Origin of the sequence: Enterobacter cloacae complex sp. P12RS, assembly GCF_014895875.1 — a bacterium.
Lineage (GTDB): Bacteria > Pseudomonadota > Gammaproteobacteria > Enterobacterales > Enterobacteriaceae > Enterobacter > Enterobacter bugandensis.
In genome coordinates this window covers 1-12,789 of the sequence record NZ_JADBQO010000057.1, presented here as the reverse complement: position 1 = coordinate 12,789, position 12,789 = coordinate 1, and the positions used below count along the sequence as shown (strand labels likewise).

Below are 12,789 nucleotides of genomic sequence, written 5' to 3'. Positions count from 1 at the left end.
TTTGAATATTGAGCTAATAAACATTTGGTTTAGAATTCTTCCATGAAAGAAAAAACTCATCAGATTAACCACCCACAAGTTCAGCGGCTTAACGAGGTTCTTGAGCTCAAGAAGTTGACCAAATCAGATATGGCCCGTATTTGTGGCGTCAGTGCTCAGTCGGTCAATAACTGGTTCGTTCGTGGGACAATTGGTAAAAGCTCAGCGATTAAGCTGGCGGATGCGCTTGGGGTGAGCCTTGAGTGGCTGCTTGGCCAAGATGTTGGCGAAAAAGATGGACTGAAGCCGGACGAACAACGCCTGCTGGAACTTTACCGTCAGCTTCCCGAAGAAGAGCAACAGAACATGCTTCGCATCTTTGCACTTCGCCTGAAAGAGCTGGACGAACTATATGATAAATATATGAAAGGCCGGATTCGTTCGCAGGATGATTGAGTACTCCTTTCAGCAATGATTCGTAAAGACTCACTATAAGAAATGGCCCTAATGTGGCCTTTTTTTATGCCCCTCGAATAACTAGCACATCTTTTGTACTAAGCGCCCATTTCCCGGACTGCCAGCCCGTACCATTTCGTCGAATTTTTTTGCCTCCAAAGAACAAAATTTCACTCTCCATAAGCATCATTTAAACATTTTGTTTATTTAAAATTACTCATTATGTTGACTAAGGCTTAAACTTTGTGTTTAATCTAACTCACCAAGACGCACTACGAACCACCAAGGCAGGACGCCCACGAAGTAGCCGCCGACGGCATACGAAGAGTCGGATGAGGTGGAGAGATTAACGCGCATCAGGTGTAAACGTTCCGCTGGCCGGCGATAAGGCAAACGAGGGTGAGAATGATTGATTTCGCACGCAAACCAGGACGGCAGCAGGCCGTAAAGCTGAACTTCTTCGAGGTGATTCTTCGCCGCTTATGTTACCTGCTGGCGCAAAAGGGGAATCCAGATGTGTAACTCAACGAAATGCGGGTACTGCGGCAAGCCGGTTAAACCGGAGAAAGTAGTCAAAAGTACCCTTCCCTATCGCAACGGCTCACAGCTGGCGCGCAAAGAAAAAGAATACTGCTCTGAACGTTGTGCTTCGTACGACCAGATGGCACACGAGGCATAACGTAAAAGCCGCGCAAAGCGGCCCGTACGTCCGGTGCTCCCGACCAAAGTTACACCGGAAAACTACTTAAAAAACCAAAGTTCACCCAATGGGCGCTTCTCTGGCCCGGGGATCTTACATCCAAAAAAGAGGATCTCACATGGAATTTTTCTATGTAGTGAAGGCTACGCAGAAATCTGGCAAAGAAGACGCAGTGATTTGGTTCACTGCGAAATCTGAAGCCCGTGCCAACCTGCAGCTCGATGTCGAGCTCGAAGATGCTGGTATTGAAACCGGCCGCGGTAATGATTACTCAAAACCGGTTCGCACCGATTTCCCTGTTTACAACGATTTGCCTGAAGAAAGCATCGTGGATTACACATGGTGCAAACGCTACGAACTGCAGGACGATGGACGCACCTGGCTGCCAAAGGCTGGTGCTGAGTCGACTGGTCCCATGAACAACACTGCCGCACCGGAAACGACCGTTAAAGTCGAAACTATCGTCGAAAGTGTCCCGCTTGAAAACCGCACTCCAGCGGTTCGTTTTACCGTCCATCTGACCAGCGACAAATACCAGTCACATATCACTAAAGAGCAGCAGCTGGTTGCCAGTGAAATGTCACTGGATGAAGGCAACACTTATCTCCAGAACCTGCTGCAGGCGAAGAACGACATCCCTGAAATTGCCGAACTGAGCCTGAACGCTGAGTGGAAACTGGTTCAGGCGATTAAGCAGGTCTTCGCGCCAGATGAAACGCACGAAGCTGAGGTTATCGCTGCATTCATGGCCGACTGGTTGAGAGTAGATGCCGGTGACCGCAATGAGTTAGTGAGAGAGTGGAGAAGCGGAAAACTGGCTCTTCTCAAATCAGAAAGCACCAGCGACAGCGGCGCTACAACTGGTCAGGATCCAGAACCTGAAAACGGTATTCAGATTGACGAGAATGATGACGAAACCACACGTTATCCAGTCGTTCGTATGCCGTTCCGGAAGCAGCTACTCGCCCAGTTCACCGCCGAGGAACTACGCCATCACGTAACTCGAGAAGAGTACGAAGCTATTAGCGCGCTGGAAATGGACACTGACAACAGCTATGTCCAGAACCTGCTGCTGGCGGCAGAAAACTGCGAAGAGGTTAAGGGTTACGATACCAAAGACCTGTGGCGCTACACCGACGCCATTCGCAAGGTGTTCAGCCAGGAGAAGCGTCACGAACTCGCTTTGGTTCTCCGATTCACCCGAATCTGGGCGGCAACTGATTATATCGATCGCGGCATTCTCGTTCGCGAATGGGCTGCCGGTAATCGTATCAGTAATGTTCAGCGCACTGATTCTAGGACCAATGCAGACGGTGGCTATGTGACGGATCGTGGCGAAGGTGCGCACCACACTCTGGACACCCTCGATCTTGAGATCGCATGCGCTCTACTGCCTATGGACTTCCATCACTTCGAAATTCCTTCGAGCGTGTTACGACGTGCCAAAGAAATCGTGGCGAAGAAAGAAGAACCATGGAAATCATGGAGCGCCATCTTGCGTAATCAGCCCGGCGTACTGGCGGTGAACCGTGCAGCAATCTTCAATCTGATCCGCATAGCGCCGGAAAACATCCACCACACGCCAGCGGCTCATCTTGAGTTTGTTAATAAAACCATGACGGCTGAGTTTATCTCTGCTGTGGAGTTACTGCCGTTGCCTACTCCTGTAGTTGAGACTGAAGCCCCAGTTGAACAACCGCAGGTTGAAAATCTCGGCACTGGAGTGTTCTCCATCGATGGCCTGATAGATGGAAATAACAATCCGGGCATCAATACCACCTCAAATGAAGTCGTAAAAACGGAAAACACAGCGGAGACCACCAGCGATGTGCAGATGGAAACGGCTAAGCCAGAGAAAGACGAAGATGTTGGTTCGGTACCACCGAGCGAAAGCACTGATGCAGCTAATTCGCAGACAGATTCCGTAACGTTGGAAGAACAGCAAGCAGAACCGGTAATTGAGTACCCGGCTTATTTCGAGCCTGGCCGCTACGAAGGCCTACCGAATGACGTTTATCACGCAGCAAACGGTATTAGCTCAACCCAGGTGAAAGATGCCCGGGTCAGCCTGATGTATTTCAACGCACGCCATGTGGCTAAAACTATCCCGCGCACAGCATCCAAAGTTCTGGACATGGGGAACCTAGTGCACGCCCTTGCACTGCAGCCGGAAACCCTCGATGCAGAGTTCAGCGTGGAGCCTGAGATCCCGGACGGTGCTTTTACCACAACCGCAACTCTGCGCGAGTTCATCGACGAGTACAACGCTAGCCTGCCGGCGCTGCTAAGCGCTGACGAGATTAAAGCGTTGCTTGAAGAACATAACGCATCCCTTACAGCTCCAGTGCCGCTTGGCGCGAGCCTGGAAGAAACGGCTCAAAGCTATATGGCTCTCCCTGCTGAGTACCAGCGTATTGAAGAAGGCCAGAAGCAAACGGCAACGGCAATGAAGGCGTGCATCAAAGAGTACAACGCTACCCTGCCCGTGCCGGTTAAAACCAGCGGCAGCCGTGATGCGTTATTTGAGCAATTAGCAATCATCAATCCAGACCTGGTGGCGCAAGAAGCGCAGAAACCGACACCGCTGAAAGTGTCAGGCAGCAAAGCAGACATGATCCAGGCTGTTAAGTCGGTTAAGCCCGATGCCATATTCGCCGACGAACTGCTGGATGCCTGGCGCGACAACCCTGGCGAAAAGATTCTGGTTACCCGCCAGCAGCTGGCCACAGCGCGGGCAATTCAGTCTGCACTCCTGGCGCACCCTACAGCTGGCATGCTGCTGACACATCCAAGCCGCGCTGTTGAAGTGAGTTACTTCGGCTTTGACGACGAAACAGGTTTAGAAGTGCGTGTACGTCCTGATCTCGAGATTGAACTGGACGGCGTGCGAATTGGCGCCGACCTGAAAATCATCAGTATGTGGAATGTGAAGCAAGAAAGCCTTCGCGCCAGGCTGCACAGGGAAATCATAGACCGTGACTATCACCTCAGCGCGGCTATGTATTGCGAGACCGCGGCGCTGGACCAGTTCTTCTGGATTTTCGTCAACAAAGACGAGAACTACCACTGGATCGCTATCATCGAGGCGTCAACCGAACTGCTGGAGCTGGGCATGCTCGAGTATCGCAAAACGATGCGCGCCATCGCCACAGGCTTCGATACGGGCGAATGGCCAGCGCCGATCACTACCGATTACACCGATGAACTGAACGACTTCGACCTGCGCCGCCTCGAAGCGCTGCGCGCTCAGGCTTAAGGGGGATTTATGCATAACACTAACGTTACCGTTGCTGACCAGAACACCGTTATTAACTCCAACGTGGCTTTGTTCGATTCCCAGTATCTGAACGCCATCAGCACGTTCGCGCAGATTATGGCCCAGGGCACCGCTACTGTTCCTAAGCACCTGCAGGGCAATCAGGCCGACTGCATGGCTGTAGCGATGCAAGCGGCACAGTGGCAGATGAATCCCTTTGCCGTGGCGCAGAAGACGCACCTGATTAACGGTGTGCTCGGGTATGAAGCGCAGCTGGTTAATGCCGTCATTTCTCGAAGCGGCGTGCTGGCAAGTCGCTTTGAATATGAATGGTACGGGCCATGGGAAAAGGTTGTTGGAAAATTCCACATCCGTAAAGGCGACAAAGGCGAGTACCGCGTCCCGGGTTGGTACCTGGCTGACGAGGCTGGAATCGGCATCATTATCCGCGCAACGCTTAAAGGTGAAGATCAGCCGAGAGAACTCGATTTGCTGCTGGCTCAGGCCCGAACCCGAAACTCTACCCTTTGGGCTGATGACCCTCGCCAGCAGCTGGCGTACCTGGCCGTCAAACGCTGGGCGAGACTGTTCTGCCCGGATGTGATTCTGGGCGTTTACACCCCGGATGAGCTCGATGATCGCCGTGAAGAACGAGAGGTAAACCCCGCACCGGCGCAGCACGTAAGCCTTGCAGACATTTCAGGTGACAACGTCACTACGACTCAAACGGCTCAGGAATCAGCTCAAAACATCGGTGCACTTGCTGATGATTTCCGTGATCGCATCGAGGCGGCTCAGGATGTGGATAGCGCGAAAGCTCTGCGCGCAGATATTGAAACCGTGAAATCAACGCTGGGTTCAGCCCTGTTCACTGAGCTGAAAAACAAGGCCGTGAAGCGTTATTACCTGGTTGATGCACGGAACAAAGTCGAAGCAGCCATCAATTCCTTGCCACCATCAGATGAGCCCGGTGCAGCTGCGCGGTTCGCAGAAGTAGAGCGCGTTCTTGCATCGTCGAAACGCCATCTGGGCGACGAACTGCATGGTCAGTTCAGCATCACCCTGGCGGATATGAAACCGGAATACGTGGACTAACGAGATCGGGAGGGGAAACCCTCCCACAAGGAGAAGAAATGCGACTGATTAATCGAGGCAGTAAGCAATCCCCTTTGGCTCGCCAGGCATGTGAAATCGCACTCGCAGCCCACCAGCAAAGATACGGCGACTATGGGCGCAGCAAGATGAAAGAGACCTATACGGTGAGAGTGGAAGGCGTGAAGGTCTGGGTTGAAGTGGTCAACTGCAAGGCAAGCTACGTGGCCACAGCAATGACCGGCATGCGCCGACTGCGTTCCCTGCCCGGCCTGGCAAACTGAAACTGAAATATCAACGACTACAGACCGGCATATCTATACTCATGCCGGTTACCTGAGGTGAACCATGTCGCAGGTAATATTTAACGAAGAATGGGTTGTTGGCGCAAGGCTCACAGAAAAAACAGGCCTGACCGAACGACAGATTGAGAAGTATCGCCAGGGCTGTTGGGTGGAAGGTGTCCATTTCAAACGGGTTTCTCCTTCCGGAGAAAAAACCTTGCGTGGCACAACCTGGTACAACTATCCGAGAATTAATCAGTTAATAAGGGATGCGTAAGATGGCAGCTTTGCCTACAGGTGTCGAAATCAGAAACAATAAGATTTGTATCTGGTTTATGTACCGGGGAAAGCGTTGCCGCGAAATTCTCAAAGGTTGGATTAACACCCCGGCGAACATCAAAAAAGCCGGGAATCTTCGGGCTGTGATCGTTAGTGAGATCAACCTTGGAGAGTTTGATTACCACCAGCGCTTTCCTTCCTCGTCCAGAGCAAAAAAAACCGTAACCACTTCTTCAGTTCAAACCTTTTCAGAGCTGTGTGAACTGTGGACGAGCATTAAAGAAACCGAAATTAGCGCGAATACGATGCGTAAGACGCGCTCACAACTCGGTACGTTAATGCACATCATTAACGGAGATACGCCTGTTTCAACTATACGCCACAGCGACATTCTGAAATACAGGAAGGAGCTGTTGAACGGTGAGACACTTTACCTGGCAAATCCCAGAAGCAATAAACAGGGGCGCACTGTGCGTACCGTGAACAACTATATATCGCTACTGTGCTCCCTGCTTCGGTTTGCACACAAATCAGGCTTTATTAGTGGCAAACCCTTTGAAGGCATCAAGAAACTACACAAAGGGAAAGTAAAACCGGATCCTTTAACGAAGCAGGAGTTTAGTTTGCTTGCGGAATCCGAGCGTGGCCAAAGCCTCAATATGTGGACATTCGCAGTTTATACCGGTGTCCGTCATGGGGAGCTTGCAGCTCTTGCCTGGGAAGATATCGACTGGGAAAAAGGTACGGCTCATATACAGCGCAATCTTAATGCGTTGGGCATGTTCGGCCCACCAAAAACCGAAGCAGGTAACCGGGTTATTACCCTATTAGAGCCGGCACTTGAAGCCTTGAAAGCACAGCGCAAGCTGACAGCGCTACAGCCTAAAACCGAAATTGTCTTTAATCATCGCGAGTATGGCGCAGTGGAACATCAAAGTCTGCGATTCGTTTTCATACCCCGGATGCGCAAAGGAGAACAGAAAGCCTACTACTCTTTATCGAGCATCGGTGCGAGATTCAACGCAGCTGTAAAACGTGCTGGTATTCGCCGCCGGAATCCGTACCATACGCGGCATACTTTTGCCTGCTGGCTTTTATCTGCCGGCGCTAACCCGTCTTTCATAGCCAGCCAGATGGGGCATGAAAACGCGCAAATGGTTTATGAAGTCTACGGTGCGTGGATTGAAGAAATGAATGGCGAACAGGTGCTGATGCTTAACGATAAGCTGGCACGCTGAAAAATTTTTGCCCCTATTATGCCCCCACTGGCTCCGAAGGTAGCAATAAATGCAAGAAAATCAATCAAATACAAAGAAAGAGCAATACAACCTGAATAAACTGCAAAAGCGCCTGCGCCGTAACGTGGGCGAGGCCATTGCGGACTTCAACATGATTGAAGAAGGCGACCGCATCATGGTTTGCCTGTCAGGGGGTAAAGACAGCTACACCATGCTGGAGATCCTGCGTAATCTTCAGCAAAGCGCGCCGGTGAATTTTTCCCTGGTGGCGGTCAACCTTGACCAGAAACAGCCGGGTTTCCCGGAGCACATTCTGCCGGAATATCTGGAGCAGCTGGGCGTTGAGTACAAAATCGTCGAAGAAAACACCTACGGCATCGTGAAAGAGAAGATCCCGGAAGGGAAAACCACCTGCTCGCTTTGCTCCCGTCTGCGCCGCGGCATTCTCTATCGCACCGCAACGGAACTGGGCGCGACCAAAATTGCGCTGGGCCATCACCGCGACGATATTCTGCAAACGCTGTTCCTGAACATGTTCTACGGCGGCAAGATGAAAGGCATGCCGCCTAAGCTGATGAGCGATGACGGCAAGCATATTGTGATCCGTCCTCTTGCCTACTGCCGGGAAAAAGACATTGAGCGTTTTTCTCAGGCGAAAGGGTTCCCGATCATTCCATGCAATCTGTGCGGCTCACAGCCGAACCTGCAGCGTCAGGTGATCGGCGACATGCTGCGCGACTGGGACAAACGTTATCCGGGCCGTATTGAGACCATGTTCAGCGCGATGCAGAACGTGGTTCCTTCCCACCTCGCTGACGTAGAGCTGTTCGACTTCAAAGGTATCAACCACGGCTCGGAGGTGGTGAATGGTGGCGATTTGGCGTTTGACCGGGAAGAGATCCCAATGCAGCCTGCGGGCTGGCAGCCGGAAGACGAGGACAATCAGTTCGAAGAGTTGCGTCTGAACGTGCTTGAAGTGAAATAAGCGATGGGCGTCTCAGAAAGACCTTCTGAGACGCTTTATGCCTTATTTCAGCAGATGTACGCGGCAGGTTTTGCCTTTAATCTTGCCGTTTTGCAGCTGCTTCCACGCCTTATGCGCAACCGCCTGGCGAACCGCCACGTACACGTGTGCCGGATGAACCGCAATTTTCCCAATATCCGCCCCTTCCAGCCCCACATCTCCGGTCAGTGCGCCCAGCACATCCCCCGGCCGCATCTTGGCCTTTTTGCCGCCATCAATGCACAGCGTCGCCATTTCGGCCTCCAGCGGCACGAGCCTGACGTTGCCCGGCGCGTTCACCCAGTTCAGTTTGATCTGCAACATTTCTGAGAGAATATTGGCGCGCTGCGCCTCTTCCGGCGCGCAGAAGCTGATGGCCAGACCGCTGTTTCCGGCGCGAGCAGTGCGACCAATACGGTGGACGTGCACTTCAGGATCCCATGCCAGCTCATAGTTCACCACCAGTTCAAGGGATTTGATATCCAGGCCGCGTGCGGCCACGTCGGTCGCCACCAGCACGCGCGCGCTGCCGTTAGCAAAGCGCACCAGCGTCCGATCGCGATCGCGCTGTTCAAGGTCGCCGTGCAGCGACAGCGCGCTCTGCCCCGCCGCATTCAGGGCATCACAAACCGCCTGGCAGTCTTTTTTGGTATTACAGAACACCACGCATGACGCAGGCTGGTGCTGGCTCAGCAGTTTCTGCAGGAGCGGGATTTTTCCCTGCTGCGAGGTTTCAAAGAACTGCTGTTCGATGGCCGGCAGAGCATCGACGCTGTCGATCTCAATGGTGAGCGGATTATTCTGCACGCGACCGCTGATCGCGGCGATGGCTTCAGGCCAGGTCGCAGAAAACAGCAGCGTCTGCCTCCCGGCCGGCGCGAAACGGATCACTTCATCAATGGCATCGCTAAAGCCCATATCCAGCATCCTGTCCGCCTCGTCCATCACCAGCGTGCTTAAGGCATCGAGCGAAACGGTGCCTTTTTGCAGGTGATCAAGCAGGCGGCCGGGCGTCGCGACAATAATGTGCGGCGCGTGCTGGAGCGAATCGCGCTGTGCGCCAAACGGCTGCCCACCGCAGAGGGTTAAGATCTTGGTATTGGGCAGGAAGCGCGCCAGGCGACGCAGTTCACCCGCGACCTGGTCTGCCAGCTCGCGGGTCGGGCACAGGACCAGTGACTGGGTCTGAAACAGCGACGCGTCAATATGCTGCAGCAGACCAAGACCGAAAGCGGCCGTTTTCCCACTGCCCGTTTTCGCCTGCACACGCACGTCCCGGCCTTCAAGGATAGCGGGCAGCGCGGCCGCCTGAACAGGCGTCATCGTGAGGTATCCCAACTCGTTGAGGTTGTCGAGTTGGGCGGCAGGCAGAACATTCAGGGTAGAAAAAGCGGTCACAATAATCTCTCGTGGTCATCTTTACGGTCAGATGGCGCGTATCCTCGCAGATCTCGGGGTTCGATGCGACAATTTAATCGGTTCTTCGTCCGGCGGCGGGTCTGGCATCGGCTGCGGACGCGGAATGGGATCGGGCATCGGCACGGGATCGGTGGGGACAGGATCGGACTGACGCGCGTGTTGCAGTAGCAGAGCGAGTAAAATGCTCATCTTTCCCTCCAGGATTTGCTGTCGTCCCTTTTAGGGTAGACGCTGAGAAACAGGAGGCAAAAAAAAAGCCGACTATAAAGTCGGCGTCGTACGAATCAATTGTGCTATGCAGTAATTCAAAAAAGGAAGTAAGACAATATGGAGCGCAACGCCCATCGCTTGACGTTGCATTCACCTGCGGGAGTAATATTGCACCTTACGGGGGTGATGTTTATTGACTTCGCTCAATTAAAAGAGCGTTTTAATCCTCGAAAAAGGTGAAAAAATCGTAAATTTACAGCCATTTACTACGATGCAACCACCATGCAACACCACCAATCAAAACAACTAACATGACGCAAAACGCGGTGAAGCCGTACCGATATTCGCCGCCGGGTATACCGCCCAGATTGACGCCAAAAAGCCCTGTCAGAAATGTGCTGGGTAAAAAGACCATCGCCATCAGGGACATCGTGTAGGTTCTTCTCGCCAGCGACTCCTGCATCACCTGCGCGATTTCATCCGCCATTACCGCCGTTCGGGCGATACAGGAATCGATCTCATCCAGCCCGCGGCCCAGCCTGTCAGCAATGTCCTGCATCCGGCGGCGCTGATCGTCATTCATCCAGTTGAGTCTTTCACTGGCCAGACGGGCATACACATCCCGTTGTGGCGTCATATACCGACGCATCACGATCAGCTGCTTGCGCAATAGCGCCAGAAAGCCGCGCGGCGGGATCTGCTGATCGAGCAGATTATCTTCCAGGTCGATGATTTTATCGTGCAGCTCTTCAATAAATTCGCTCGCATGATCGGTCAGGGCGTCACAGACGTCCACCAGCCAGCTGCCGCAGTCAACCGGTCCGGTCCCCTCTTTGAGGTCGTTCACAATGTCATCCAGCGCCAAAACCTTACGCTGACGTGTGGAAACAATTAGCCCATCGTCCATATAGACGCGCATCGCAACCAGCTGATCGGGACGTTCATCCGTGCTGCCGTTTATACAGCGCAGGGTGATAAGCGTCCCGTCACCCATCCTGCTTACGCGAGGCCGCAGGCTTTCCCCCGCAAGCGCATCACGTACGTTGTTAGGCAGCAGCGGAGTCGAGGCCAGCCAGTCAGCGCTGTCCGGGTGGGTATAGTTCAGATGTAGCCAGCAGGGATGCTCTTTATCAATGACATCATTATCTTCCAGCGGTCGGGCACCGCCGCGACCGTCCAGCACCCACGCAAAAACTGCGTCAGGAACGTTAAGTTCGGATCCTTTAATGCTCTCCACAGCGCCTCCCCTGTTTGGCTCTTTCGATGTCAGTCTAGCTTCCATCAGGGGTTAAGCAACAACTATGTTTCGCATCGCGCTGAAATCGCTCAGGAATTGTACACGCTATATTTTGAGAATAAAAAAGCCTGGCATGCCAGGTTTCAGGAAGCTGTCAATGAGAGTGCTCGGGGAGCTGATGGTACGAAACAGGGCTGGCTACTGGTGACGAGGGGTGCCCCTGGTCCAGCCTGAAATTTCGGGTCCGCGTCTGCAGTTCGATCACCTGATTACGCAGCACATCAGAGGAACCGTTGAGCTCCTCCGCCATCGCCACGTTGCTTTGCGTGACCCGCTCCAGTTCGGACAGCGCCAGCGTGATCTGGGAAATGCCCTTCTCCTGCTCTGCGGTTGAGGTAGAAATTTCGTCCATTAACCGGCTGACGTTGCCGGAGCCGGTCACGATGTCACGCATATTCTTCTCCGCTTCCGACACAACGCTGGCACCCTGGGTGACATTACTGCTGGTAACGTCAATCAGCGTTTTGATGTTTTTCGCCGCCTCAGCGCTGCGGTGAGCCAGGTTTCGGACTTCCTCTGCGACCACGGAGAACCCTTTCCCGTGATCGCCCGCCCGCGCGGCCTCGACGGCCGCGTTAAGCGCCAGAATATTCGTCTGGAATGCAATCCCGTCGATCAGGGAGATAATTTCCGTCATCTGCTGCGCGCACTCGGTAATGGATTGCATATTGCTGGCAACCTGTTCCATCAGATCTCCGCCCTTGCGCGCCTGCAGCGTCGCGGCATTCGCCTGCTCGCTCGCCAGCCGGGTATTATCGGCATTGTTTCGGGTACTTGCCGCCATCTGCTCCATGCTTGCCGCAGTTTGCACCAGAGATGCAGACTGTTGCTCTGTTTTCACCGAGAGCTGAGCACTGCGGGAAGAGAGCTGATCCGACAAGGCCATGGCGTTTTGTGATGATGCCCTGATCTCACGCACCAGCGTAGCGATGTTGCTGGAAAGAGTATTAATCCCGGGAATTAATCGCCCCGCGCAGTTATTGCCAAACTCGGGGATAGAGACGCCTAAGTTGCCTGCGGTCACTTCTTCAATACTTTTTTTCACAGTATTGATCGGCGTCACAAGAAACTTCGTCATATAACTCCAGAGCAAAAATAATCCAACGAAATTGACCAGATTAATCGAAACGAAAAGAGGAAGATTGCTGGAAAATAGAGCAACGATACCTGCATTCACTAAAAACAGGCACAGCAGGAACCAGGCAATGAAGGTCCTGACACTAATATTTCTTAGCATGATTTTACCCACAACTTATATTTTGGTCGGCATTTAGATTTATAGCATTCACTTTTACGTTTGTCCTCACATAATACGCTGGTTTCTCGTTTCGCCGTTACCCACCCTGTATTTAACTTAAGTCAGATAAAAAAGGGGTTTTAGTAGAAATGTCATGTCCCATATGCTGTATTGCTGGTCCAAAGCCCCCTGAAGCGATACCATTATCTGCGGTACAACGGTCCATATGCACACATATTTAAGACGCTTTGCTACAATCTATCGGCTATGTTTAGCAGTACTTAATGCATTAACATAAAGAATATATTTTATATTTCGGGTAAGTTTGACCTTTTATAT

At 52.6% G+C, this 12,789-nt stretch carries 12 protein-coding genes and 1 pseudogene; 9 read left to right on the top strand and 4 right to left on the bottom strand.

Translation table 11 applies throughout. The annotated features are described in order from the left end of the window. Positions 1-42: 42 nt before the first annotated feature. The 9 genes and pseudogenes from IM284_RS21770 (at position 43) to ttcA (ending at position 8,269) form a co-directional block, all read left to right on the top strand. On the top strand, positions 43-435 hold the full coding sequence (locus tag IM284_RS21770) for a helix-turn-helix domain-containing protein (protein ID WP_022651301.1): 393 nt from the start codon (positions 43-45) through the stop codon (positions 433-435). 366 nt (positions 436-801) lie between these two features. Then, a pseudogene (locus IM284_RS23465) lies at positions 802-957 on the top strand (hypothetical protein); the annotation flags it as partial. Then, positions 950-1,114, top strand: a complete 165-nt coding sequence (locus IM284_RS23460; RefSeq protein ID WP_226838925.1) for a YdaE family protein — start codon at positions 950-952, stop codon at positions 1,112-1,114. The pseudogene IM284_RS23465 and the gene IM284_RS23460, both read left to right, overlap by 8 nt. Before the next feature lie 139 nt (positions 1,115-1,253). Then, positions 1,254-4,391 (top strand): RecE family exodeoxyribonuclease, encoded by a 3,138-nt coding sequence (locus IM284_RS21765; RefSeq protein ID WP_193055923.1) that lies wholly within the window; start codon positions 1,254-1,256, stop codon positions 4,389-4,391. 9 nt (positions 4,392-4,400) lie between these two features. Beyond that, positions 4,401-5,486 carry a RecT family recombinase gene (locus IM284_RS21760; RefSeq protein WP_193055922.1) on the top strand — a complete coding sequence of 362 codons (1,086 nt, stop codon included), beginning with the start codon at positions 4,401-4,403 and terminating at the stop codon, positions 5,484-5,486. Positions 5,487-5,524: 38 nt separating this feature from the next. Beyond that, positions 5,525-5,767 (top strand): DUF4060 family protein, encoded by a 243-nt coding sequence (locus tag IM284_RS21755; RefSeq protein ID WP_193055921.1) that lies wholly within the window; start codon positions 5,525-5,527, stop codon positions 5,765-5,767. 64 nt (positions 5,768-5,831) lie between these two features. Further along, entirely contained in the window at positions 5,832-6,044 is a 213-nt protein-coding gene (gene xisR / locus IM284_RS21750; protein ID WP_014884030.1) for an excisionase family protein, read from the top strand. A gap of 1 nt (position 6,045) precedes the next feature. Further along, positions 6,046-7,284, top strand: a complete 1,239-nt coding sequence (locus tag IM284_RS21745; protein WP_193055920.1) for a site-specific integrase — start codon at positions 6,046-6,048, stop codon at positions 7,282-7,284. A gap of 49 nt (positions 7,285-7,333) precedes the next feature. Next, positions 7,334-8,269, top strand: a complete 936-nt coding sequence (ttcA, locus tag IM284_RS21740) for a tRNA 2-thiocytidine(32) synthetase TtcA (protein ID WP_028013348.1) — start codon at positions 7,334-7,336, stop codon at positions 8,267-8,269. A 42-nt stretch (positions 8,270-8,311) separates the two neighbouring features. Here the strand turns inward: ttcA and dbpA are convergent, their stop codons facing one another. The 4 genes from dbpA to IM284_RS21725 all read right to left on the bottom strand — a co-directional run bounded on the left by dbpA (position 8,312) and on the right by IM284_RS21725 (position 12,450). After that, complete coding sequence (dbpA, locus tag IM284_RS21735; protein WP_047368661.1) at positions 8,312-9,685, bottom strand: ATP-dependent RNA helicase DbpA; 1,374 nt, start codon at positions 9,683-9,685, stop codon at positions 8,312-8,314. A gap of 27 nt (positions 9,686-9,712) precedes the next feature. Then, positions 9,713-9,877 carry a hypothetical protein gene (locus tag IM284_RS23455; protein ID WP_305143948.1) on the bottom strand — a complete coding sequence of 55 codons (165 nt, stop codon included), beginning with the start codon at positions 9,875-9,877 and terminating at the stop codon, positions 9,713-9,715. Between the two features lie 292 nt (positions 9,878-10,169). Next, positions 10,170-11,153 (bottom strand): zinc transporter ZntB, encoded by a 984-nt coding sequence (gene zntB / locus IM284_RS21730; protein ID WP_047368662.1) that lies wholly within the window; start codon positions 11,151-11,153, stop codon positions 10,170-10,172. A 154-nt stretch (positions 11,154-11,307) separates the two neighbouring features. Continuing rightward, positions 11,308-12,450, bottom strand: coding sequence for a methyl-accepting chemotaxis protein (locus tag IM284_RS21725; protein WP_065365851.1), 1,143 nt, complete (start codon positions 12,448-12,450; stop codon positions 11,308-11,310). Positions 12,451-12,789 lie beyond the last annotated feature (339 nt).